Annotated in this window: 24 protein-coding genes; 16 read left to right on the top strand and 8 right to left on the bottom strand. The window is 37.2% G+C overall.

Features of this window, described 5'->3' with window-relative positions:
• Nucleotides 1-326, top strand: a 326-nt coding sequence (locus H344_RS0104435; RefSeq protein ID WP_026809197.1) for a transposase, incomplete at its 5' end; no start/stop codon positions are given.
• A gap of 35 nt (nucleotides 327-361) precedes the next feature.
• On the opposite strand, the gene H344_RS0104430 is transcribed toward H344_RS0104435, so the two are convergent.
• Together H344_RS0104430 and H344_RS0104425 are read right to left on the bottom strand one after the other, a co-directional pair.
• Entirely contained in the window at nucleotides 362-1,390 is a 1,029-nt protein-coding gene (locus H344_RS0104430; RefSeq protein ID WP_157378136.1) for an N-acetylmuramoyl-L-alanine amidase family protein, read from the bottom strand.
• A gap of 152 nt (nucleotides 1,391-1,542) precedes the next feature.
• A complete protein-coding gene (locus H344_RS0104425; RefSeq protein ID WP_026809195.1) occupies nucleotides 1,543-2,550 on the bottom strand; it encodes a glycoside hydrolase family 113 in 1,008 nt (335 codons plus the stop codon).
• Between the two features lie 182 nt (nucleotides 2,551-2,732).
• On the opposite strand from H344_RS0104425, the gene H344_RS0104420 reads away from it, so the two are divergent.
• From H344_RS0104420 to argH, 15 genes are all read left to right on the top strand, one after another.
• On the top strand, nucleotides 2,733-4,079 hold the full coding sequence (locus tag H344_RS0104420) for an NAD(P)/FAD-dependent oxidoreductase (protein ID WP_026809194.1): 1,347 nt from the start codon (nucleotides 2,733-2,735) through the stop codon (nucleotides 4,077-4,079).
• Between the two features lie 9 nt (nucleotides 4,080-4,088).
• On the top strand, nucleotides 4,089-5,672 hold the full coding sequence (locus tag H344_RS0104415; RefSeq protein WP_026809193.1) for a 4Fe-4S binding protein: 1,584 nt from the start codon (nucleotides 4,089-4,091) through the stop codon (nucleotides 5,670-5,672).
• 136 nt (nucleotides 5,673-5,808) lie between these two features.
• The gene (locus H344_RS0104410) at nucleotides 5,809-6,498 is read left to right on the top strand and encodes a glycosyltransferase family 2 protein (protein ID WP_026809192.1); all 690 of its coding nucleotides are present in this window, start codon (nucleotides 5,809-5,811) and stop codon (nucleotides 6,496-6,498) included.
• Nucleotides 6,499-6,501: 3 nt separating this feature from the next.
• Entirely contained in the window at nucleotides 6,502-7,989 is a 1,488-nt protein-coding gene (locus tag H344_RS0104405; protein WP_026809191.1) for a cellulose synthase family protein, read from the top strand.
• 284 nt (nucleotides 7,990-8,273) lie between these two features.
• The gene (locus H344_RS0104400; protein WP_026809190.1) at nucleotides 8,274-9,656 is read left to right on the top strand and encodes a glycosyltransferase 87 family protein; all 1,383 of its coding nucleotides are present in this window, start codon (nucleotides 8,274-8,276) and stop codon (nucleotides 9,654-9,656) included.
• A 198-nt stretch (nucleotides 9,657-9,854) separates the two neighbouring features.
• Nucleotides 9,855-10,475: a GNAT family N-acetyltransferase gene (locus tag H344_RS0104395; protein WP_026809189.1), complete on the top strand. Its 621-nt coding sequence runs from the start codon at nucleotides 9,855-9,857 to the stop codon at nucleotides 10,473-10,475.
• A 45-nt stretch (nucleotides 10,476-10,520) separates the two neighbouring features.
• Entirely contained in the window at nucleotides 10,521-11,711 is a 1,191-nt protein-coding gene (argG, locus tag H344_RS0104390; protein ID WP_026809188.1) for an argininosuccinate synthase, read from the top strand.
• Complete coding sequence (gene argC / locus H344_RS0104385; RefSeq protein ID WP_026809187.1) at nucleotides 11,704-12,678, top strand: N-acetyl-gamma-glutamyl-phosphate reductase; 975 nt, start codon at nucleotides 11,704-11,706, stop codon at nucleotides 12,676-12,678. Before argG ends, argC begins: the two co-directional genes overlap by 8 nt.
• A gap of 124 nt (nucleotides 12,679-12,802) precedes the next feature.
• Complete coding sequence (gene proC, locus H344_RS0104380; protein ID WP_026809186.1) at nucleotides 12,803-13,597, top strand: pyrroline-5-carboxylate reductase; 795 nt, start codon at nucleotides 12,803-12,805, stop codon at nucleotides 13,595-13,597.
• 59 nt (nucleotides 13,598-13,656) lie between these two features.
• Nucleotides 13,657-14,784, top strand: a complete 1,128-nt coding sequence (locus H344_RS0104375) for an aspartate aminotransferase family protein (RefSeq protein WP_026809185.1) — start codon at nucleotides 13,657-13,659, stop codon at nucleotides 14,782-14,784.
• A 78-nt stretch (nucleotides 14,785-14,862) separates the two neighbouring features.
• The gene (gene proB / locus H344_RS0104370; RefSeq protein ID WP_026809184.1) at nucleotides 14,863-15,624 is read left to right on the top strand and encodes a glutamate 5-kinase; all 762 of its coding nucleotides are present in this window, start codon (nucleotides 14,863-14,865) and stop codon (nucleotides 15,622-15,624) included.
• 4 nt (nucleotides 15,625-15,628) lie between these two features.
• On the top strand, nucleotides 15,629-16,573 hold the full coding sequence (locus H344_RS0104365; protein WP_026809183.1) for a Rossmann-fold NAD(P)-binding domain-containing protein: 945 nt from the start codon (nucleotides 15,629-15,631) through the stop codon (nucleotides 16,571-16,573).
• A gap of 83 nt (nucleotides 16,574-16,656) precedes the next feature.
• Nucleotides 16,657-17,436, top strand: a complete 780-nt coding sequence (gene argB / locus H344_RS0104360) for an acetylglutamate kinase (protein ID WP_026809182.1) — start codon at nucleotides 16,657-16,659, stop codon at nucleotides 17,434-17,436.
• A gap of 6 nt (nucleotides 17,437-17,442) precedes the next feature.
• Nucleotides 17,443-18,513 (top strand): M20 family metallo-hydrolase, encoded by a 1,071-nt coding sequence (locus tag H344_RS0104355; RefSeq protein ID WP_034256128.1) that lies wholly within the window; start codon nucleotides 17,443-17,445, stop codon nucleotides 18,511-18,513.
• 78 nt (nucleotides 18,514-18,591) lie between these two features.
• Nucleotides 18,592-19,872: an argininosuccinate lyase gene (gene argH / locus H344_RS0104350; RefSeq protein WP_026809180.1), complete on the top strand. Its 1,281-nt coding sequence runs from the start codon at nucleotides 18,592-18,594 to the stop codon at nucleotides 19,870-19,872.
• A gap of 131 nt (nucleotides 19,873-20,003) precedes the next feature.
• On the opposite strand, the gene H344_RS0104345 is transcribed toward argH, so the two are convergent.
• The 6 genes from H344_RS0104345 to H344_RS0104320 all read right to left on the bottom strand — a co-directional run bounded on the left by H344_RS0104345 (nucleotide 20,004) and on the right by H344_RS0104320 (nucleotide 25,517).
• Entirely contained in the window at nucleotides 20,004-20,690 is a 687-nt protein-coding gene (locus tag H344_RS0104345; RefSeq protein WP_026809179.1) for a uracil-DNA glycosylase family protein, read from the bottom strand.
• A 151-nt stretch (nucleotides 20,691-20,841) separates the two neighbouring features.
• On the bottom strand, nucleotides 20,842-21,408 hold the full coding sequence (locus tag H344_RS0104340) for a hypothetical protein (protein ID WP_026809178.1): 567 nt from the start codon (nucleotides 21,406-21,408) through the stop codon (nucleotides 20,842-20,844).
• Between the two features lie 129 nt (nucleotides 21,409-21,537).
• The gene (locus tag H344_RS0104335; RefSeq protein WP_026809177.1) at nucleotides 21,538-22,380 is read right to left on the bottom strand and encodes a pseudouridine synthase; all 843 of its coding nucleotides are present in this window, start codon (nucleotides 22,378-22,380) and stop codon (nucleotides 21,538-21,540) included.
• A gap of 70 nt (nucleotides 22,381-22,450) precedes the next feature.
• Nucleotides 22,451-23,359, bottom strand: a complete 909-nt coding sequence (locus H344_RS0104330) for a geranylgeranylglycerol-phosphate geranylgeranyltransferase (protein WP_026809176.1) — start codon at nucleotides 23,357-23,359, stop codon at nucleotides 22,451-22,453.
• An 11-nt stretch (nucleotides 23,360-23,370) separates the two neighbouring features.
• Nucleotides 23,371-24,309 (bottom strand): mevalonate kinase family protein, encoded by a 939-nt coding sequence (locus H344_RS0104325; RefSeq protein ID WP_026809175.1) that lies wholly within the window; start codon nucleotides 24,307-24,309, stop codon nucleotides 23,371-23,373.
• A 125-nt stretch (nucleotides 24,310-24,434) separates the two neighbouring features.
• On the bottom strand, nucleotides 24,435-25,517 hold the full coding sequence (locus tag H344_RS0104320; protein ID WP_026809174.1) for a diphosphomevalonate/mevalonate 3,5-bisphosphate decarboxylase family protein: 1,083 nt from the start codon (nucleotides 25,515-25,517) through the stop codon (nucleotides 24,435-24,437).
• Nucleotides 25,518-25,593 lie beyond the last annotated feature (76 nt).

The following is a 25,593-nucleotide window of genomic DNA, read 5'->3' as shown; positions in this document are numbered from 1 at the left end:
CGGACAAGGGCTATATCTCGAAGGATCTTGGGGAGATGCTATTTGAGGACGGTCTGCACTTGGTTACTGGAATAAGAAACAATATGAAGAATGTACTGATGACCCTCAGGGACAAAATACTACTTAGAAAACGCTCAATTATAGAAACCATAAACGATCAGCTTAAAAATATATGTGACGCAGAACACTCTAGACACAGGAGCTTCGGAAATTTCATAACTAATCTTGTCTCAAGCCTAATAGCTTATTCGTTCCAAGAGAAGAAACCGGGAATCAAATTTGAAAAAGAGCAAAATAAAAATGGACAATTAGCATTATTTTACTAAATGCTTATCCCGAACTCAGGTTGTAAGTTAACCCCTTAACGCGATTTTCTAGTGCGATCCAAAATAATCCCTTCAGAAATCCAATTTGCAACGGCCTGCCTATTGTTTGGTTCTAAAATTCGTCTTTGGTCTTTTCTGTTCCTTATGTTACCTACTTCTATATAAGCCATCGCTGGCAAAGTATTCTTTATCAAATACAGACCGCTACGATCTTCAAAAGTACCTTCATAGACTCTATTAGGCTGATATTTCCTGTATTTATTTAAGAACGTTTCGTGGATACTCTCCGCTAAGTGTTTCCCATTTCTACTCTTTTCATGATGGTAGAAAAACACATCTATATTTTGCCCTTTGCTCCTACTATCTACATGGGTTACAATTAACCGTTGATACTTACCCTTATTCTTCCGGTAAAGTTGGTTTACAACATCTACCCTTTGCCTCAATCGCTGCAATTGATTTAAAGGAATTTTCTGATTGGGGTAGACTACCTCATCCCTATCTATTTCTAAAATCTTATAATCTCGTATTCCATCATTGGGATCTTGGACTATTATATAAGTTTCTGCACCATGACTCATCAGCTTTTTGGCCAATCTAAGGGTAATATCATACGCATACTCATCTTCTGCAATCATTTTTCCCTTGTACGAAGCCACTGCACCAGGATCTGGACCTCCGTGTCCTGAGACCAAATAATACACTGCCCCATTTAATTTGTTGCTTTTAACGGTCACCAAAGCGTGTTCTTTTCCAAACAAACTCTCCTTTAACACCTTAGGCTCTTTTTTTAATGTCGTAGTTTTTCGATCACCAGAACCTACCTCCACAGGTGGCAGCACATATTCCCTACCCTGAAAAAGATGAATACTATCCCATAAAATATCTTTGTTAAGAGCAATAAAATGCCCATAATGCTTTGCCGGACTCAATCCTTGTTTTCTAAGAAGGGAATAAATTCCGTCTCCTTTCTCCGCAACGACTGTCTTTAAGGATGTTTGTGAAAATCCAGAAAGCACCAATAAACCAAGTATCCAAAATAGCAGATATGTTCTTTTGTTCAACACTAGTGTGATTTTAAACAAATGTTATCAAAAATTCTGCCGAATTCCTATAAAGTTAGGAGGGCATTAACAAATATGTATCACGGTTCTATCTAATTACATCAATTTTACAGTAAGGTAGTCCCCAAATACACTAATAAACTGATAGCAACTTATGAAGTTCTTTTGTAAAAGCTTTTAATCACTTCTTGTGCTGGTTTGTTTTGTGGAGTAAATCGGTTATCCATAGGTCCACCAGACCTTTCATGATCTATAAACCATTTCCAAACAAAGCCTCCAGCAAACCATTCTTCGCTCCAAAACTCCTCAAAAATAGCTTGGGTAGCATTAACTTGGGCTTCTAAATTAACATCATCCTGACTATGGTCTACCAACCACGGTTTTTTTGCAGTGTAATTATTACTTCTATAACCATATTCCGTAAACAATACCTGCTTATTCTTAGCCATAGACAAAGATTTTATCTCCTCCTTATGCTTCTGCCAACCTTGTCGCAATTCGGCTACAGTTGGTGTTTTTTGGTCCGATAAGGGGAAGTAGGCATCAATTCCAACAAAATCTAACTGCTCCCAAAAAGGAACTCTGTTATACTCGTCCCAGTTAGCCGCATAGGTAAGTTTCCCTCCATACACTCCTCTAATCTTTTTTATAAGGGACATCCAAAAAGCCGGACGATGTTTTACAAATTGCTCCAACTCCGTTCCAATGCAAAAAGCATCGGCTTTGGTTTCCTGTGCAAGGGAAGCATAGGCTATAATAAATTTCTCATAGGAGGATTCCAAAGCTTTCCATTTCTGTTCCGAATCCATTTTCAAGTTTCCAGTAAACTCCCCTCTAGAAATCCATATTTGTGGCTTCATCATTACCTTTAATCCGTTTTCATGCAACAAATCAACGTACTGCCTTGCCCCTGTACGGGTTTCGCCAAACCACTGTCTAGAAGTATCAAAAATTATTTCCGGGGAATCTTTATCTCTTATAAATCCAAAAGGCATTACAGCCGCACATCTAGCATGTATTTCCCGCACAGCATCTACATCTTTTTGCGTCACTGGATTGCGAGAAGCCACAAAACTCACCCCATTCAATTTTTCTTGTTGAGTGCCGTCTACACAAGCCACCATCATCAAACACATAATAAAGCCCCAAAACTGTTTCATTCATAAAGATTTACGTCTCAATTTAAGATTTTCATGGCTGATTAAAAAATATAACCTCCAAGCATTTAATTCCTTTATCCGTACATTTGAGTTATACCTATAATTAAATCTATTCTAAATTAGATAGGTTACTTTAAGTTTTATCAATTAAGTCCGACTTAGTCTACACAACCAATTTATCTATGGAACACGTTGTTATTATTGGTAACGGAATTGCGGGGATCACCGCTGCCCGACATATCCGAAAATTATCTAACAAGAAAATCACCGTAATTTCGGCTGAAAGCGATTACTTTTTTTCTCGAACTGCCCTTATGTATGTGTATATGGGACATATGAAGTTTGAGCACACTCAGCCTTATGAAAATTGGTTTTGGAAGAAAAATCGCATCGAACTTGTTAATGCTTATGTAAATAAAGTAGATACCGAAAATAAAACCCTCCTACTCCAAAATTCGCAAGCAATAAAATTTGATAAATTAATTATCGCTACAGGCTCTAAACCCAATATGTTTGGATGGCCAGGACAAGATTTAAAAGGGGTACAGGGACTATATTCCAAACAGGACCTAGAATTATTAGAAGCAAATGCTCCGAATAAAGAGATTTGCAAAAGGGCTGTAATTGTAGGGGGCGGCTTAATAGGAATAGAAATGGCAGAAATGCTCCGCAGTAGAGACATCCCGGTTACCTTTTTGGTACGGGAGGCAAGCTTTTGGGATATAGTTTTACCACAAGGGGAGTCCCAGATGATTAATGAACACATCCGAGAACATCATATAGACCTTCAACTGAATACCAATTTGGTAGAAATTATTTCTGATGAGAATGGAAGAGCCAAGGCCGTGACTACAGACAAGGGGGAAACCATAGCATGTAATGTAGTTGGATTAACTGCAGGGGTTTCGCCCAACGTCAACTTTTTAAAAGACTCTGGAATATCACTAGGAAAAGGTGTATTAGTAAACCAATTTTTAGAGACTAATATTAAAGATATATATGCCATTGGAGACTGTGCAGAACAACATCAGGCCATAGGTAACCGTAGACCTGTAGAAGCAGTTTGGTATACAGGTAGAATGATGGGAGAAGCATTGGCACAGACGATCTGTGGCCGCAAAACACCATACAATCCCGGTCACTGGTTTAACTCGGCGAAATTCCTAGATATAGAATACCAAACTTATGGATGGGTCTTTCCTGAAGTCTCTAAAAAAGAATATGAACAACATTTTCACTGGAGACACCCCAAAGAAAAGATTTGCATTACCGTAGCTTACCACAAGGATAATAAACAATTATTAGGGATTAATACTTTTGGAATTAGAATGCGACACCAAATAGTGGATCGATGGCTAACTGAAAAAAGGGATATAAATTACGTGATGGAATATTTAAAGGATGCCAATTTTGATCCTGAATTTTATTCGCGTCATGAAAAATCCATAGTAGCACATTACAATAGCATCTTTAACACCAACATTACTCCCAAGAAGAAAAGTTGGAAACGAATTTTTAGCAACGCCTAGCATAAAATAATGAAAGCAATAAAAAATATAGGCCTACTCATTTTTCTAGTCGGGTTAAGCATCTTCACCTTACTGCCATTAACCGGTACCTTTACTTTGAGTACGGACAACCTTAAGAAAGTAGTCACAGATCAAAATATAAAGAGTGAAATATTTGTCCAAGAATTAGAGAACACGGTAGTTGGCAAATCTTTTAATGGAGTAAGCGCACTGTCTTCTAAAATTACTACCGCGCTTGAAAATGCTAATGCTCATCACAGAGAAAACAAGGAATATAATAAGGTAATGTATGTTGGTCCTCACGATATGGCTGCTACCTTAGCTAAAGCCTCTGGAGAAGGTTTTATAGTTAACAATAAAATATTAATGTGGTTCCTCACTTTTGGACTTGGCATTATAGGAGCCTTAGTATTTATTCTTCCCAATGTAATTTTATTGGGAAAAAAGGGAATTAAAAATGACGGCATCTATCATGAAAAAGCAACAAATAGAGGATGGATCGCTTGGTTGGTCTTTATATACTTAGTCTCATTTTATCTGTTGCTTTACTTTCGCCCAGAATATGCAGTTAACTGGACCTATACTTTAGACCCGTTAAGCTTATGGTTAAGCGGGAACCTAGCAGGGCATTGGTTTGTTTACGGCTTTATGTATAGCGTTGTAATGACGGTAATGGCAGTACGGATGTATATTAAATACAGACACAACACCTATCAAATGGTAAGGACTACTTCCGTTCTTTTCTTTCAGATTGTTTTTGCCTTTCTGATACCAGAAATTATGGTGCGACTCCAAATGCCTTATTACGATTTTAAGAATATCTTTCCGTTGGATTATGATTTCTTTTTCCAATGGAATTTAAGGTCCTTATTAAATAGTGGAGGAATTGGACTATTTATTTTGGTGTGGGGCATTGCCCTCACGTTAGTTGTAGTTCCGGTAATGGTCTATTTTTTTGGGAAGCGATGGTATTGCTCATGGGTATGTGGCTGTGGAGGATTAGCGGAAACCTTGGGCGATCCTTACCGCCAACATTCTAGCAAGTCCTTATTTTCTTGGAAAATAGAACGCTGGCTAATCCATGGGGTACTTGTTTTTGCGGTAGGGATGACCCTAATGACACTGTACAGCTTTTTTACAGAGTCTAGTACTGTATTAGGCATAAAAACGCAGAGCGTTCAGAATGCCTATAGCTTCTTAATCGGGGCTATTTTCGCCGGAGTGATAGGTACAGGTTTTTACCCTATTTTTGGCAATAGGGTATGGTGCCGATTTGGCTGTCCGCTTGCTGCCTATCTAGGATTCGTTCAACGATTTAAATCGCGCTTTAGAATTACTACAAATGGCGGACAATGCATTTCTTGCGGAAATTGCTCTACCTACTGTGAACAAGGTATAGATGTTAGAGCCTATGCCCAGAAAGGGGAAAATATAGTTAGATCTAGCTGTGTGGGCTGTGGAATATGTTCTGCTGTTTGCCCAAGAGGAGTATTAAATTTGGAAAATGGACCTTTAGAAGGAAGAATTAACCCTACAGAGGTACTTCTGGGCAATGATGTAGACTTAATGGATTTGGTAAACAAAAAATCCTAAAACTAATGATACCTTTGCAACCGCTATAAAACTATTAATTCGATGTGCATTCTAAATAATTACTCATAAGCTGCAATGCCACCAACTATTAAAATCAATTTGAAGAAATATCGAAATTCTCCCCTCAACATATACAATGACGGATATTAAAGTAATTATCCCCGCATATAACGAAGAAGATTCTATTGCCAAAGTAATAAAAGACATTCCTAAAATAGTCTCAGAGGTAATCGTAGTAAATAACAATTCTACGGATGCCACTGCGGAAAATGCAGCGTCAGCAGGAGCTACTGTTCTCACGGAAAACCGAAAAGGTTATGGCTACGCCTGTCTTAAAGGAATTAATTATCTCTCCGAGCCATCTAAACAACCCGATATTATCGTATTTATGGATGGAGACTATTCCGATTATCCAGAGGAACTTTCAAAAGTGATACAACCTATTTTGGAAAATAATGTGGATTTGGTAATAGGTTCTAGAGTAAAGGAATTAAGAGAGGATGGCGCTATGACACCACAACAGGTGTTTGGCAACTTCCTTGCTACCACGCTGATGAAGTGGTTTTTTGGAGCTAATTTCACAGACCTTGGTCCGTTCCGAGCTATCAAATACAAAACGCTAATGGCGCTCGAAATGGAGGATAAAACTTACGGCTGGACAGTAGAGATGCAATTAAAAATAATAAAACGACGTTTTACATACGCCGAAGTACCAGTTCGTTACAAAAAAAGAATTGGGGTTTCTAAAGTATCAGGAACGCTAAAAGGCACTATATTTGCAGGCGCAAAAATCCTAGGTTGGATATTTAAATACAGCATAAAATAAAAAATGGGAATAACAATTACTTACCTTATCATTACCGTTTACAGTATATCCTTATTATTAATTTTCTTTTATAGTTTGGCTCAGTTAAATTTATTAGTCAACTATCTAGGACAAAAGCGAAAAAATAAAGAAGCCCCTAAATACAATTTACTAGATCCAAAAGAAATCCCTTTTGTCACCATACAATTGCCAGTTTACAATGAGCAGTATGTAATGGAACGCTTACTAGACAATATTGCTAAAATAGAATACCCAAAAAGCAAATTGGAAATTCAGGTTTTAGACGATTCCACCGACGTATCTGTATTGGAAACCGCTAAAAAAATTGAAATTCTTCAGGAAACCGGACTCGATATAAAACATATTCGTAGAACTAACAGACAAGGTTTTAAAGCAGGCGCCTTAAAAGAGGGGCTTGTTACTGCTAAAGGTGACTTCATTGCCATTTTTGATGCAGATTTTCTTCCTTCTAGCGATTGGTTAAAGAAAACCGTGATCTATTTTAAAGACGAGGAAATTGGGGTAGTACAGACCCGATGGGGACATATCAATCGAGATTACTCTACCCTAACTAAAATTCAGGCTTTCGCTTTAGATGCTCATTTTACTTTAGAGCAGGTAGGCAGAAATGCCAAAGGCCATTTCATCAACTTTAACGGTACTGCCGGTATTTGGAGAAAAGAGTGCATCTTGGATGCTGGGAACTGGGAAGGAGACACCCTTACCGAAGATTTAGACCTAAGTTACCGAGCGCAACTAAAAAACTGGAAATTTAAATATCTAGAAGATGTAGAAACTCCGGCAGAGCTTCCAGTTGTTATAAGTGCCGCCCGTTCCCAACAGTTCCGTTGGAACAAAGGTGGTGCAGAGAACTTTAGAAAAACCGTTTGGAGTGTGGTAAGCGCTAAAAATATCTCGTTTAAAACCAAATTCCACGGAGTTATGCACTTATTAAATAGCTCTATGTTCCTTTGTGTCTTTATGGTAGCACTATTAAGTATCCCCATGCTGTACATAAAAAACACCTATGATCATTTGGGTTGGGTTTTTGAAGCTACCAATTTTTTTATACTTAGTACCATTATACTCTTTGTATGCTATTGGTTTACCTATAAAAGTATACAAGGCAGCAGTTTTAATAGTTTTGTAGACTATATAAAGATATTCTTTACCTTTTTCTCCGTTGCTCTCGGCTTTTCTTTACACAATTCTATTGCTGTACTAGAAGGTCATATGGGAAAGAGAAGTGAATTTGTAAGGACTCCAAAATTTAACCTGAATAACATAAAAGACAGTTGGAAAGGCAATAAATACCTAACAACAAAACTATCTCCCAACATGATTTTAGAAGCGCTATTAATGCTCTATTTTCTTTTTGGAATGTATAGTGCTATTCCTTTGAACGACTTTGGACTATTCCCTTTTCATTTTATGCTGTTCCTAGGTTTTGGATATGTATTTTTTAAATCCCTTTTTGCAGCACGGGCGTAAATAGTACTTTGGACAGAAATTCAGGGACGTATCTGAGCATTCAACCCTTTCTTGGTGTATAAAAAAATACTACCAGTAATCTAAAAACTTAATATCTGGTTCCATATTCCCTTATGGAACCAGAGTTATTTTATAATCAATCTATGTGAAGGCCACCAAAAGTGATATTTTTACCAACTTCCCCTATTCTAAGTATCCTCCTACACCTATTTAATTATATTTGATTTAAATTTGGAATAAGACCATACCATCGTCAACCAATACCATTAACATTTTATATCCCTATGATAGATAAAGCCATTTCTTATTGGAGACTTCACCGCCTTCCAATTATAATGGTATTTACCTCCCTTCTAATCTATTACACTATAGGATATCATTTGCCACGGACAGATTTTATAAAGCTGATCTCCCTATATTCGGCGCTATTCTTTTTATGCTATAAACTGGTTCAATTTGAGAAATGGAATTTTTCTTTTCTAATTGTTTCTGGCATCTTATTCAGGATAATTTTCCTTTTTTCCACTCCCACTCTGTCACAAGATTTTTATCGTTTTATTTGGGATGGCCAACTGATTATCAATGGCATTAACCCCTACTTACATTTACCCAAAGATATTATCATGGATCTCCATCGTAAAGTACCCATTGCCATGGAGTTATATATTGGAATGGGTGATTTAAGCAGGTCTAATTTCAGTAATTATCCGCCATTAAACCAACTACTTTTTGCATTATCATCCTTACTAACAGGGCATAGCGCTTTGGGCAGTATAGTAATAATGCGAATTACTATAATTCTCGCAGATTTAGGTATCCTTTATTTTGGAAGAAAGTTGCTTCGTAAGCTCAATAAATCTACTCACCTTATATTTTGGTATTTTTTAAATCCACTAGTTATTTTAGAACTTACAGGCAATCTTCATTTTGAAGGAGTGATGTTGTTCTTTTTCGTATGCTCACTCTACCTACTAAATCAAAACAAATGGCAATTAGCTGCGGTAATTTACTCCCTATCAATTTCTATAAAGCTTATCCCTTTAATGTTTCTGCCAATTTTTCTAAAATACTTTGGAATAAAGAAAAGTATGGTATTCTATACGCTGGTAGGCGGAGTTACACTTTCACTGGCACTTCCCTTCTATGCACCAGAATTTATCACGAATTATTCTCAGACCATAGGTCTTTGGTTCTCTAATTTTGAATTTAATGCAGGGTTTTATAATCTAGTTAAATCTATTAGCACCCAGTGGGATGCCAAACCTTGGGAATTGATTAAAACATATGGCAAAATCGTTCCTATAATAATTATTATTTGGGTAGGCTTAATTACTTTTATTAGGAATAACAAGAACACAGATAGTCTAATAACTTCCATGTTATGGATTCTTAGTCTCTATTATTTTTTATCTGCTACCGTCCATCCTTGGTACATTATTTTTTTGGTAGTACTTTGTTTGTTCACCAAATTTAGATTTCCATTATTATGGTCCTTCACTATCTTTTTAAGTTATTTTACCTACACCAATGCCGCTTATAAAGAAAGTAGTTTACTATTGATCCTTGAGTATTTTGCAGTTTACACCTTTATGATTTATGAAATAATCAGATTACAAAATAAAAATCAACTATTTCATAAAAATTCATCTCAGAAATGTCATGAATAAAATTTATTTGTACTTTTGATATCAGCAATGAATAAAACTACACACATATTAAATTATAACGAGGTTACTAACCTTGCTTATTCATTTACGCCTACACGTCGTCGCCCGTAAGGGTGCCATTCTGTTATGGAAATAGGTGAGTCCATTTCCGCTCTCAAAAAACATCAAAATATTATTTCTAATTTAAAGCAACATTCAATGAAGATTGTTATTGCTAACGACTCCCATTTTAAATATGCCGAGATCATCTGTGATACTATAGCAGAATCGGCCAAAGTTAGGGGCACAGGGATTGCAAAACGTACTCCCGAATATATAGAAAAAAGACTTCGTAACGGAAATGCAGTCATCGCATTAGATGGTGATAAGTTTGCCGGTTTCTGTTATATCGAAGTTTGGGGACACGAGAAATTTGTCGCTAATTCTGGGCTTATAGTACACCCGGATTATAGAAATCAAGGATTAGCCAAAAGAATAAAAAAAGAAATTTTCAATCTTTCTAGATCTAAGTTTCCAGATGCTAAGATTTTTGGTATCACTACCGGTTTAGCTGTAATGAAAATGAATTACGAATTGGGCTATAAACCTGTCACCTTTTCGGAGCTTACCACAGATCCCGAATTTTGGAAAGGTTGCCAAACCTGTAAGAACTTCGATATTCTGACCAGAACGGAGCAAAAAATGTGTCTATGTACTGGGATGTTATATGACCCTGCCATAAAAACAAAATCTAGCAGCATAGAAAAAGTAAATTCTAAGGCTTTTAAAAGGCTAAAAAGCATAAAAGAAAGCCTATTCCTAAGTAAGAAAACGAAATAAGGGATCGCATACATCGCCTTCCCAATAACTATATAAATGAGTAAAATGAAAAAATTAGTTTTGGCCTATAGCGGAGGATTAGATACCTCTTATTGCGCAAAATACCTATCTAAAGAAAAAGGGTTTGAAGTACATGCCGTTAGCGTTAATACCGGCGGATTCCCACAAGAAGAAATAGAGCAAATCCATAAAAAAGCCTTAGAGCTTGGCGCTACTAGCTATACCTCTATAGACGCCGTACAAACGTTTTATGAAAAAGTAGTTAAATACTTAATATTTGGTAATGTTTTAAAAAATAACACCTATCCTCTTTCTGTAAGCGCAGAACGAATTGTACAAGCCATTGAAATAGTAAACTACGCCAAAAAAATAGGTGCCAATTATATTGCACACGGTAGTACAGGCGCTGGTAATGATCAGGTGAGGTTTGATATGATCTTCCAGATTATAGCTCCCGAAATAGAAATTATTACTCCTATAAGGGATAATAAGCTATCTAGAGAGGTAGAAATAGAATATCTAAAAAAGAATGGCGTAGATTATCCATGGGAAAAAGCAAAATATTCTATCAATAAAGGACTATGGGGAACTTCTGTTGGTGGAGACGAAACACTAACCTCCCATAAACCTTTACCAGACCATGCCTTCCCAAGTCAATTACAGGAAACAGAGCCTACCCAAATTAAATTAACTTTCCATAAGGGAGAGCTAATTGCTTTGGATGGGGATACGGACACTCCAGTAAACAATATTGTAAAATTGGAAGCCTTAGCCTCCAAATATGCTATTGGTAGAGATATCCATGTTGGCGATACTATTATTGGTATTAAAGGGAGAGTAGGTTTTGAAGCTCCTGCATCATTAATCATCATAAAGGCACACCATTTACTAGAAAAACACACCCTTAGCAAATGGCAGCAGTACCAAAAAGAACAACAAGCAAGCTTTTATGGAATGCTCTTACACGAAGGCAACTATATGGACGAGGTAATGCGTAACATTGAAGCATTCCTTACCGATACCCAAAGAAATGTATCAGGAGATGTTTTTGTAAGCCTCCACCCGTATCGATTTGAATTAGACGGAATATCTTCTCCTCACGATCTGATGAATGCTTCATTTGGTAGCTATGGAGAAATGAATGAAGGTTGGACAGCTGACGACGCTAAAGGATTCATAAAAATTCTTTCCAACCCTGGAAAAATATACAATCATGTAAATCAACAAGATGATTAAAGTAGGAATCATAGGGGGATCCGGATATACAGGCGGCGAACTTATTAGAATACTTTTAAACCACCCTAATGCCAAAATAGACTTTGTCTATAGCACCACTAGGGCTAACAAAAAGATTACGACTGCCCATCCCGACCTGCTAGGGACAACAGATCTAAAATTTACAGGCACCGTAAATCCAGATGTAGATGTGGTATTCCTATGCCTAGGGCATGGTAATTCTACTAAGTTCTTAGAGGAAAACCCATTTTCTAAGGCTACCAAGATTATAGATCTAAGCAACGACTTTAGGTTGGCTGCAGATGCTCTTTTTGATGGTAAAAACTTTGTATATGGGTTGCCAGAACTAAAGAAAGAAGAAATTAAATCTGCAAATTATATTGCCAATCCTGGGTGTTTTGCTACCGGTATACAACTGGCTTTACTACCCTTAGCAAAGGCAAACCTATTGAATAACCCAGTACATATAAATGCTGTTACTGGCAGTACTGGTGCGGGGGCAAGCCTTTCTCCTACTGCTCATTACAGTTGGAGAAACAATAATGTTTCCTGGTACAAGCCCTTTACTCACCAACACCTAGGGGAGATAAAAGAAAGTTTGCAAAGCCTACAAAAAGAAACAGGAGAATTATTCTTTCTGCCCAATAGAGGGAACTTCACCAGAGGTATTTTGGCAACTGCTTATACTGAATTTAAAGGAAGCCTAGAAGAAGCTTATTCCTTGTATTATGATTTTTATAAGGATGCGGTATTTACTCAGGTTACCGAAGAAGACCTCAACCTAAAACAAGTGGTGAACACCAACCAATGTCACATTCATTTGCATAAGCACAATAATACCTTATTAATTACCTCTGCCATAGATAACCTCTTAAAAGGAGCATCGGGACAGGCAGTGCAAAACATGAATTTGGCTTTTGGCCTGGAAGAGAATGCAGGCTTACAATTGAAAGCAGGTGTCTTTTAGTCAACATAAAAACCATGGAGCTCATTCTTGTCAACAGCAAAAATGAGCTCCACTAATAACCATCAAACTTTTCCGAAATGGGCTTTTACATAATAGTCCAAATCGGTAATTAAACATTAAGGAAATGAAAATAGCCATTATAGGGGCCGGAAATTTAGGGATGTCCATTGCCGAAGGTATTTTGAGCACTAATGGCGCTACCTCCATGGTCCTCACCAAAAGAAATTTGGGCGATCTTAAAGAGTTGGAAGAATATGGTATTGTAAGCACCACCTCCGACAATAGAGAGGCAGTAAGCAAGTCCGACATTTTAATTTTTACCGTTCAGCCGGGACAATTCACAAAAATTTTGAATGAGGTAAAAGACCTTCTTACAGACAAGCATGTGATTATCTCTACCATAACTGGATTTAGTATTGCTAAAATGGAAGAAGTTATTGGGTCCGATAACTATATTATTAGAGCTATGCCCAATACCGCTATTTCAGTGGGAAAATCCATGACCTGTATATGTAGCAATGAAAAGGGGCTTAAACGTATAGAGCTAGCTAAAGCTATTTTCAACAGAATGGGGCATTCCCTACAAATTCCTGAACAACAAATGCAAGCTGCTACGGTTATCTGCGCTAGTGGAATCGCCTTTTGGATGCGTATGATACGCGCCACCACTCAAGGCGCAATCCAACTAGGGTTTGATGCTAAAGAGGCTCAAGAATTAGCGATGCACACTTGTAACGGAGCTGCAAACTTATTAATAGAATCGGAAAGCCATCCAGAACACGAAATAGATAAGGTAACCACCCCAAAGGGATGTACCATATCTGGACTTAACGAAATGGAACACCAAGGTCTGAGCTCTTCCTTAATTAGGGGGATCTTAGCATCTTTTGATAAAATAAACGAAATTAAAAAGGAATAGCCCTTTACTAATTTCTCTTAAAGGCTAGCCTTTAAGAGCCAAAAAAAGAATTATAACAGATGAATTTATTTGACGTATATCCACTTTACGATGTAACCCCCGTATCAGCAAAGGGAATCGTGGTTACCGATGACAAAGGCCAAGATTACTTAGATTTTTATGGAGGTCACGCTGTAATTTCTATAGGGCACTCCCATCCCACCTACGTAAACCGATTAAAAGATCAGTTAGAGAAAATTGGTTTTTATAGTAATGCCATCCAAAACCCTATTCAGGAGGAGTTGGCTAGCAAATTGGGTAAACTTTCCAATTGTGAAGACTACAATCTGTTCCTTTGTAATTCTGGAGCAGAAGCGAATGAAAATGCTTTAAAACTAGCTTCCTTCCAAAACGGAAAATCGCGTGTAATTTCCTTTAAAAATGGATTTCACGGTAGAACCTCAGCGGCGGTAGCTGTTACCGATAATGAAAAAATTAATGCCCCTATCAACAAACAACAAAAGGTAAGCATTCTTCCTTTTAATGACCTACAAGCTTTTATCAGCGAGATTAGTAAAAAAGACGTCTGTGCCGTAATCATAGAAACAATTCAAGGAGTTGGTGGTTTAGATATGCCTTCACCAGACTTCTATGAGAATGTTGCTAAACTATGTAAGGAGTATGAGGTTATCCTGATTGCAGACGAAGTGCAATGTGGATATGGAAGGAGTGGTAAGTTCTTTGCTTTCCAACACTTTAATATTAAACCAGATATTATTACCGTAGCTAAAGGAATGGGGAATGGTTTTCCTATAGGTGGGGTGTTGATTCATGATAGCATAAAAGCATCTTACGGACTTTTGGGTACCACTTTTGGAGGAAATCATTTGGCATGTGCTGCAGGGCTAGCTGTTTTAGAGGTGATTGAAAAAGAAAATCTCATAGAAAACTCAGCTGAACTCTTTGAATATTTTAAATTAAAAGCAGCTACTATACCTCAAGTAAAACAGGTAAAAGGAATGGGACTTATGTTGGGGCTAGAGTTCGATTTTGAGGTAGGCGAACTGAGAAAGAAATTAATTTACAACCAGCATATGTTTACCGGTGGTGCCAATAACAAACATGTATTAAGAATATTACCGGCATTGAATATAACCAAGGAAAATCTAGATCAATTTTTCGATGCTCTTAAAAAAGAGTTAGAGTAATAAAGTACAGGTCATAGGGGAGCAAAATGACCTGTACGTCACCAGAGTACTTTGGACAAATCGGTTAAAGCAAGGAAAATGAAACGAAAAAGAATATTATTAAAAATAGGATCTAATACCCTCACCAAGGAAACCGATCATATATCACGAGGAAAAATTGAGGATATTGGCCGACAAATTGCTAAACTGAATGACCAATACGAATTTATAATAGTAAGTTCAGGTGCTATTGCAGCAGCAAAACAATTTGTAAAACTGGAGCATAATGGGGAAGAAATAACGGTTAAACAAGCTTTGGCCTCCATTGGACAACCCCATCTAATGCGAATTTTTCAAGAAAATTTCAGAGAATTAGGATTGTTTACTTCCCAATGCCTATTGTCTTATTCCGATTTTGAAAAACAAGTATCCAAAGAAAATATTCGTAATACCATAAACGTCCTAGTTGCTAATAATTTTATCCCAATTATTAACGAGAATGATACCGTGGCAACTGATGAGATAAAATTTGGTGACAATGATAAACTTGCCGCTCTTACTGCGGCTCTAATCAATGCAGACTTATTGATTATTGCCACCAATACTAATGGTATTTACACTAAGGAGTCTATAGAAACCAACGATCCCAAAACTATAACGCAAGTCCAAAGCTTGGCATCTTTAGAAAAGGAGATCAGCAACTCCAAATCCTCGCACGGAACCGGAGGAATGCAATCTAAGATAGAAGCAGCCACCATTGCACAAAACGCAAATATAGAAACCTGGATAGTAAACGGCATCCAGGAAAATTTTATAATTAACGCTTTAGAAAATAAAATTGCCTTTACCACAATAAAATAAAAACATGCAACATTATTTATCCTTACAAGACATTGACTCGCTTCCCCAATGGGTAGAAGAAGCAAAATCCTTAAAAGCTGCTCCTATGCAATACAAAACATTAGGTGCGGGCAAAACCATTTGCCTATTATTTTTTAATAATAGCCTAAGAACCCGCCTTAGCACTCAAAAGGCGGCAATGAACCTTGGAATGGAAGTTATAGTTATGAATTTTGGTAGTGAGGGCTGGGCCTTAGAGTATGAAGATGGCACTATTATGGACCAAGGCACATCCGAACACATTAAGGAAGCCGCTAAAGTAGTAGCACAGTATTGTGATGTTGTAGGTATACGAGCTTTTGCCTCCTTAACCGACAAGGAACAAGATGAGGCCGAGGTAGTACTTAATAATTTTAAAAAATATGCTGGTATACCTGTAATTAATATGGAAAGCTCCATTGGGCACCCGTTACAGGCATTAGCAGACGCCATTACGCTCTCCGAAAATAATACCAAGAAAAAACCCAAGGTAGTTCTTTCATGGGCTCCGCATCCGAAAGCGCTACCGCATGCTGTAGCAAATTCTTTTATAGAGATGATGCAATTACAAGATGCAGATTTTGTAATTACTCATCCTAAGGGGTACGATTTAAACCCCGAAATCACCAAGGATACAAAAATTGAATACGACCAAGACAAGGCTTTAGAAGATGCCGATTTTGTATACGTGAAAAACTGGAGCAATTACCAGGACTACGGGAAGGTATTAAATCAGGATAAAAACTGGACTATGACCGAAAAAAAATTGGGAAAAGCCAAGTTTATGCACTGTTTACCAGTTAGACGAAACGTAGTAGTAGCAGACGAAGTATTAGATGGGGAACAATCCTTAGTGATAGAACAAGCCAACAACAGGACCTATGCCGCACAAATAGTGCTAAAAAAGGTTTTACATAGTTTAGACAAGTAATCTGCATATTCCGATGCCTAATGAAAGGCTAAAGGAAATAAGATATATCAATTTCTCCGAATAGGAGCGACTAATTAGGGCTTATGAAAAAGAAGTTATCCATAGTGAAAATTGGAGGCAACGTAATAGAGAACGAAGCAGAACTCCATAAATTCTTAGATGCCTTTTCCACCATGGAAGGCCCAAAAATATTGGTCCATGGAGGAGGTAAATTAGCTACTCAAATAGCTAACAAACTAGGAGTAGAATCCAAAATGATTGGAGGACGCCGAATTACGGATGCCGAAGGTTTAAAGGTTATCACTATGGTATATGGCGGCCTAGCCAATAAAAATATCGTAGCCCAATTACAAGCTCGCGACACCAATGCAATAGGATTAAGCGGTGCCGATGGCAATACCATCAGAGCTGTAAAACGCCCAGTAAAAGATATAGATTACGGTTTTGCTGGTGATGTAGAAGAAGTAAACACCCTTGCTATTTATCAATTACTGCAAGCGGATTTTACTCCGGTATTCTGCGCAATCACCCACAATAAAGAGGGGCAATTATTAAACACTAATGCAGATACCATTGCTTCAGAAGTAGCTATTGGGATGAGTGACGCCTTTGACACCACCTTATATTATTGCTTTGAAAAGAAAGGGGTATTGTTTGATATAGCAGACGAAGACTCCGTAGTAAAACACTTGGAGCCAGGCAACTATCAAGAATTATTAGAAAAGAAAATTATAGCGGATGGCATGCTACCCAAATTGGAAAATTGCTTTCATGCGCTTCATAAAAACGTAGGCAAGGTTTGCATTGGAAATATTAGCATGTTAGCTCCCAACGCAACTTTGTATACCACAATTACCTTATAAATTATTATGGATCAGAAACAACGAACGGAAAAAGCTATTGAATTACTTCATCAATTGATCAGTATTCAGTCCTTCTCTTCCGAAGAAGATAAAACCGCGGATACCATTGAAAAATGGTTGAGCGATTTCAACATCCCATTTAAAAGGGAGAAAAATAACGTATACGCCTTTAACAAACACTATGATGCTAATAAGCCAAACCTCTTATTAAACTCGCATCATGATACTGTTAAACCCAATTCATCTTATACCAAAGACCCCTTTCATCCACATGTAGAAGACGGGAAACTCTATGGATTGGGAAGCAATGATGCGGGAGGATGCCTAGTATCTCTCCTGGCTACTTTCACCTATTTTTATGACAAAGAAAACTTAAGCCATAATATTATTATAGTGGCTTCTGCAGAAGAGGAAAGTTCGGGCCCAAATGGACTAAACAGTATGTTACCCCTTCTTCCTAAAATTGACGTTGCTATAGTTGGGGAGCCTACATTAATGCAATTGGCCATTGCCGAGAAAGGACTGGTAGTTTTCGACGGAAAAGTGAGTGGTACGCCTTCGCACGCGGCACATCCTAACAACAACAATGCTATTTACAATACTATTGAGGTATTGCAATGGTTTAAAGATTATAAATTCCCTAAAGTTTCTGAAGCATTAGGTGAAGTAAAACTTACGGTAACTCAACTAAAAGCCGGCAATCAACACAATGTTGTCCCTGGTCATGTAGATTTAGTTATTGATGTACGGGTAAACGACCGTTATAGCAATCAGGAAATTGCAGACATTCTAGCCCAAGAAGCCCCTTGCGAGATGGAACCGCGGTCCTTACGTCTAAACTCATCCTCTATAGCCAAGGAACACCCTTTGGTACAATCAGGTATAGCACTTGGCAGAGAAACCTATGGCTCTCCTACCCTATCGGATCAGGCATGTTTATATTGCCAGTCTTTAAAATTAGGGCCTGGAGATAGTACGCGTTCTCATTCTGCAGACGAATTTATTTATCTTAGCGAAATTGAAGAAGGAGTTGACTTGTACATCAAAATATTAGAAGGATTTCTGTTGAATAAATAGTCAATTAAGCAAAGATTGATAGATATTAACAACAACAAACCATATTCCCTCTTATTGGGAAATAAAAACATATAGAAAATGAAACTTTGGGACAAAGGCTTTAGCACGGATAAAAAAATTGATCATTTTACAGTAGGAAACGACAGAGAATTAGATCTGCTCTTAGCAAAGTATGATGTAATCGCCTCTAAGGCACATGCCAAGATGCTGGGTAAAATTGGCCTAATTACGCCAAATGAAACCCAGGATTTAGTAAAGGAGTTAGATAATATCGCAAAAACTATTGAGAAGGGGAAATTTGTTATAGAAGACAATTTTGAGGATATGCATTCCAAAATTGAATATGTCCTAACCAAAAAATTGGGCGATACCGGTAAAAAGATACATACGGCAAGATCTAGGAACGATCAGGTTTTAGTTGCCATGCACCTCTATCTTAAAAACGAACTTGCAGAAATAAAAAGTGAGGTAAAAGTTCTTTTTGATCTACTTATAAACTTAGCCGATAAATATAAATCCGTTTTATTACCTGGTTATACCCACTTACAGATTGCAATGCCTTCTTCTTTTGGGCTGTGGTTTTCTGCTTATGCAGAAAGTTTGGTAGACGATTTGTACTTCATAGATGCCGCCTACAAGGTGGCAGATCAGAATCCGTTAGGTAGTGCAGCAGGATATGGAAGTTCTTTCCCAATTGACCGTGATTTCACTACAGAGGAAATGGGCTTCGAAACCATGAAGTACAATGTTGTGGCCGCTCAAATGGGACGTGGTAAAGTAGAGAAAGCAGCAGCATTCGGAATGAGTAATGTTGCCGCTACCTTATCTAAAATGGCGATGGATATTTGCCTGTACATGAGTCAGAATTTCGATTTCATTTCCTTCCCAGATGAACTTACTACAGGAAGTAGTATTATGCCTCATAAGAAGAATCCAGATGTTTTTGAACTTGTACGAGGTAAGTGTAACAAACTACAGGCAGTACCTAATCAATTAATCCTAATAACTAATAACCTACCCAGCGGCTATCATAGAGATTTACAATTGGTAAAAGAAGTGATTGTACCAGCCATTCAAGATCTTAAAGCCTGTTTAGAGATCCTTACCTTCAGCTTACGCGAGATAAGAGTAAACAACGCTATTTTAGAAGATCCTAAATACGATTATCTATTCAGCGTAGACACTTTAAATGAGCTGGTATTGAGCGGAGTCCCGTTTAGAGATGCCTATAAAAAAATGGGGAAAGAAATTAATGAAGGGACCTTTACTCCAAAACGGGATATAAAACACACCCACAAGGGAAGCCTAGGAAATTTGTGCCTAGCAGAGATCCAAAAAAAGATGGAGCGGATTGCTTAGTGTACCTCCTAATATATTTTAACTTATCCCCCTCCATTACAGAGGGGGATAATTGTTATTAGCATTAAGATCATTTTTATATTTAACAACATAGCATTCTTCCCAAGTATTGAAAATAACCAACAGGAATGTTAACTCAATGCCTTTAAGTATTCGGTGAGATACTTATCCTTTTCTTTGGATTTGTACTGTACAATATAGCGGGGATGGTCTAAGACTGTAATAGAATCAAAAAGCTTTTCTTTGGTATTGATAGATTTCAAATATTTGGCGTTTTTCTTACCTAGCACAATACAATTAGAAGTATCGACTCCCATTGCAATCTGTTTTTTTAAGTTCGATATAATAAATGGCTTAGTTTGCTCAAACAACTGCGGATAATCGTAGTAATTGCAGTTCACCCAGTTCCCTTTGGTGTTTTGCTGAATAAAACCTAGGGGTGACATTGAATTAATGAAGAAGTCCCCGTAAAACCGTTCTACGCCCCCATATGCCTCTATTACTTCATATACAAAAACAGAGGAGGGTTCATGGCTGCTAACGGAATCTATGGAAATGTTACAAATTTCCGTCAGCCTCTTAGTATCTGTAAATGGAATGCCAGTGACACCGGCACCTAATCTACCAGGGTTAATACCAACAATTAATTTTCTTTTATTAGTATCGTTATAGAATTTACGGTAGAAGGAATCCATAATATCTAAGATTTCGGCATTATCCTTAAAAGGATTTAATACCTGTATTCCTTTATACAGTTCCTTAGAAAAATTGAGTTCTTTATTAAAACTAATAATTTTAGCAGCAAATGTTTCTTTCATCCTTCCTAAACTCATTATTGATTGTCCGTAGTGAACAAACAAGATATCGAAATTTATTCGGTCTAGGAAAATGCTTTGGTAATATGCAGTTGCACCCGCTTAACTAGAAAATGAACTTAGGTGGGTATTTGGATCAACTTCCTACCTATAATTAATTCTCACTACCCCAAGGAGCACCTGGTGTGGCCACTTCTTTAGTAAGATCGAACTTCACCGAAAAAAATCTATCCGAACCTACTCTACGAAGATTATAGGTAAAAGAGGTATCGTCTACAGTAATCCACCACACATTATTAGAAGCATAGGAAATTAGGTCTGAAGTGAATTGGTCTGCTGGAAAAAACTGAATCCCTGCCAATCCTGTGTTTGGACTAAGTCCACCATACATAGTTACCTCATCATCGGAACCGTCTTTTAATCTATGGTCGTGTTTTAAGAGAATTAAATTATCCTCCCCCATGGTAAGCACCCAGGTCCGAGATTTGTCTTCACCTACGAAAAATGGAATCCTAATCTCCTTTTCCCCACATGCACGAACATGCATCACCAATTTTTCACCTGTAAAGCCATCGCCTTCCTTTCCTCCGGCAACAATCTCCCCTTCATAGGCTTTGCCACAATGCGTAGTTAAAGTATTCCAAAACTGAACAGATCCAGGCACCTCCTGCGCCATCATTTGGAGCGGTACTGCCAATAAAATTAAAAGAAGCTTTCTCATGGCGGCAAGATATGTAATTATTTCTTTACAGCAACTTATAATAAATGATGGGAAGAAAAAGGATTGAAGAAAACAAAAATGCCCTTTGGAGCAATTCTCCAAAGGGCATTTTATATTGTTGAAATAAAATTATTTAATCATTCCTAGATTAATAACCTCTTGCTTGGTAAGGTATCGCCAATGTCCTCTTGGCAAATCCTTTTTAGTGAGTCCGGCATAGACAACTCGGTCCATTTTCACAACCTCATATTCCAAGGTTTCAAAAATACGTTGTACAATTTTACTTCGGGTACTTCTCAGCTCAATTCCAATTTCTCGCTTAGGAGAATTATCAATAAAGCTAATGTCATCTACCTTAACTACTTTATCATCTACCATTATGCCCTCCTTAATTTTCTTAAGGTCTTCTCCTCTAAGGTTTTTATTAAGCTCTACATGGTATATTTTCCTAAGTCCGTTTTTAGGCTTAGTAAGACGCTTTGTCATCTCCCCGTCATTGGTAAACAACAATAAGCCAGTAGTGGTTTTATCCATTTTCCCGATTGGGGTAAGTTTAGCTTTAGAAGCTTGGGAAATTAGAGAAGAAACTGCTCTCCTACCATACACATCTTTTGTAGAGGTTACAAAATCTTTAGGCTTGTTAAGAAGTACATACTCTCTTTTTTCGGGATTTAATAAACGTCCATCAAACTTCACCTCATCGGTAAGTTTTACTTTGAATCCCATTTCAGTGACCGGCTTTCCGTTTACCGTAACACTACCCGCTTTTATAAAGATATCTGCATCTCTACGCGAACACACTCCAGAATTGGCTACATACCGATTTAATCTCATTACATTGGGATCGGATGGTGCCTTCGGTTCATCTTTTTTCTTTATTGGCGCATTACCTCTAGCGTAACTTTTCTTGCGAAAATTTCCACCTTGTCTTCCTGATGCCTTCTTATCGCCATTTGAACTTGACCTACTCATACTTAATTAATTTGAGGCAAAGATAACAAAGGTTATTGGATGATTGTGAGAAAGAATGGCTAATTCGTTATTAGTGAAGAATTCTATTTAAAACAAGATCAATATCGATTAACAAAATACTGAACACCCCGGTAAGGATAATCAATTTTAAAATAGCATGAAGCCAAACGTAGTGCTTTTTGCTATTGGCTTTCATCAATAATATTAAAAATCCGATCTGAAAAAAGATACAGCTTATAAAATACAGATACATATAACCTATATCAAAATATTCTATCAACATAAACGAAGGTACTAAGGTAAGCACCATAAGGATTGTAATGCAGACTTTAGAGAAGGAAACCCCATAAAGAATAGGTATGGTCTTATAATTCTGGGCCAAATCTCCTGCAATATTCTCAAGATCTTTAATGAACTCCCTAGTTATAATCAACAAAAACAAAAATAGAGCGTGTACAAAAATAACCGTGTCAAAATTTTTATAGTAAACAAAAACGGCAAAAAACGGAGTAATGGCCAAGGTAGCTGAAACAAAATTCCCTAAAAAAGCCACCTTTTTTAGTTTATGAGAATAAAACCAAATTCCAAAAATATAAGCAGAGAAAAACAAAACTGCCCTGAAAGACACATAACTTGCTAAAAAAACAGAAATAAAATTTAGCACAAAGTAGGTAGTAAGCTTGGTACGCTGACTTACCAACCGATCTAACATGCTCTTCCTAGGCTTATTAATAAGATCCTTTTCCGCATCATAGAAGTTATTAATAATATAACCGCCTGCAATTACTAGAGCAGAAACAACCACTATAACAAAGAGGTTTAAATCTAGGAGCACCTCTCTTAAAGGCAAATCTGGCGCAAGAATATAAATAGATGCCAGGTATTGTGCTAGAACTATTATCAGGATATTATACCCTCGAATAACCGAAAACAAGCTCAAAAACTTTAAAAGTAAGAGCTTATTTTGTCTACTAAACATAGTTTGGATTCTTAGAAGTTATAAACTACTTCTAAATTATAATTTTTTAGTGCTTTTTTGGCTTTATCGATGTCCTCTGTAAACCCTAGGATGTAACCACCACCACCAGAACCACATAATTTTAGATAGTAATCATTACTCTCTATTCCTTGTTTCCAAAGATTATGGAATTCTACAGGAATCATAGGCTTAAAATTATCCAAGACTACATTAGACAACTGTTTTAAGTTTCCAAAGAGGCTTTTAATATTACCGGTAATAAAATCCTCTACACAGGCATCGGTATGTTTAATAAACTGATTCTTTAACATGGCCCTAAACCCTTCTTGCTTCATTTGCTCCATAAAAAGATTTACCATGGGAGCGGTCTCTCCAATACTGCCACTATCTAACAAGAAAACAGCTCCTTTACCATCGAGGTTTTGGGAAGGAATACTGGTAGACTCTATATTGTCCTTAGAATTTATTAAAATAGGAAGACTTAAATAACTGTTTAAAGGATCTAATCCAGAGGAATTGCCATGAAAAAAGGATTCCATTTTACCGAAAATAGTTTTCAATTTCAATAATTTCTCTCTGGTAAGATTTTCTAAGACCGTAATCTTATCTATCCCGTATTTATCGTAAATAGCAGCTACTAATGCACCACTACTCCCAACTCCGTACCCTTGCGGAATAGAACTGTCAAAATACATTCCGTTATCAAGATCCTCCTTCAAGGCCTCTAGATCAAAACTCACTAAGGACGCATTATCCTTTTGCATTTCCTCTAAATAAGAAGCAAAAGCTTTAAGACTGGCATTAGATTTCTTAGCTTGTTCCGTGTCCTTATTCGATGATATTAAGGCACCTTTAAAGAAATTATAGGGTATGGAAAGTCCTTTGGAATCTTTAATAATTCCATACTCCCCAAATAGCAGAATTTTAGAGTAAAATAGTGGTCCTTTCATTCTATTAAGTTACTAATTATTTTATAATTAAAATTGAAGAATCGATAATTGATAGCAAGCTACTATCCCTTAGGCAGACAAGTCACACCTACTTATAGCTTCACCATTTTAATTATATCACTCCTTTAAATTTCAACCGCACCATTCCCGATTTGGTCGCAAAGATACTGCCCGTTTTCACAATATGCAACCAACTCATCCTTAATAAACTGCAATACCAAATCTTTTTCTGACTCTGGGTACAACACATGTACGTTTGCCCCTGCATCTAAAGTAAAGCAGAGGTGCGACTTACTTTCTGCCCTAAATTCCCATATTTTATTGATAATTTCCAAAGTATTCGGCTTCATCAACATAAAATACGGTAAACTGCTCATCATCATGGCGTGTAGCGTTAAGGCTTCACTCTCTACCACCTTTATAAAATTTGGAAGATCGCCTTCGGCAAAAATCCTCTGCAATTTAGATAGATTATCATGTGCCTGTTTAAAACGTTGTTCAGCAAAGGGGTGGCCGTGCATAAGGTTATGACCAACGGTACTACTTACCTGCTTCTGTCCTTTGTCTACCAACAAAATAGTATCCTGGTAATTATTAAATACTTCATGCACTTTATAAGGATAGTTTATGGCATAAAAATCCGAACTACCCTCTGTATCTTGGTGGTGACCCCATTGCATTATAGGTCCTTTAATACTCCTTGCTGCACTCCCAGATCCCAATCTGGCCAAAAATGAGGCTTTCGCATTAAAATAATCCTCTTCCATTGCTGGATCTAACTGATTCTCTATATACATTAAACATAATGCTAGTGCAGACATTCCACTTGCAGATGAGGCTATCCCGCTACTGTGAGGAAAGGAATTAGAAGTCTCTATAACAAAATGATAGGACTTTAAAAATGGCAAATAATTGGATATTCTAGTAAAAAACGTCTGGATTTTGGGTTTAAAATCTGGCTTAGGCTTCCCTTCAAATAGCAATTCGAAAGAAAAATCCTTTCCTGGTTCTTCCAACTTAGAATAAGTAAGGCTGGTAGTGGTAGCACAAGAATCCAGTGTAAAACTAACAGAAGGATTTGCTGGCACCTGATTATCTTTTTTTCCCCAGTATTTCACCAAGGCAATATTACTAGGAGATTTATAAGTTACCTTTCCATCTATAACGGAGGCAGAATATTTCCCCGCAACAAAGTCTTTTTCCCTCATAATGCTAAAAATTTGTACAAAGATAGCTTTTAAGGGGGTTTGCCCTAGTTGCTGTTAAAATAAATTCCTACTTTAG

Source organism: Arenibacter latericius DSM 15913 (genome assembly GCF_000424985.1).
GTDB classification, from domain to species: domain Bacteria; phylum Bacteroidota; class Bacteroidia; order Flavobacteriales; family Flavobacteriaceae; genus Arenibacter; species Arenibacter latericius.
Note: the sequence above shows the minus strand (reverse complement) of the source record. Positions and strands in the feature narration are given on the sequence as shown.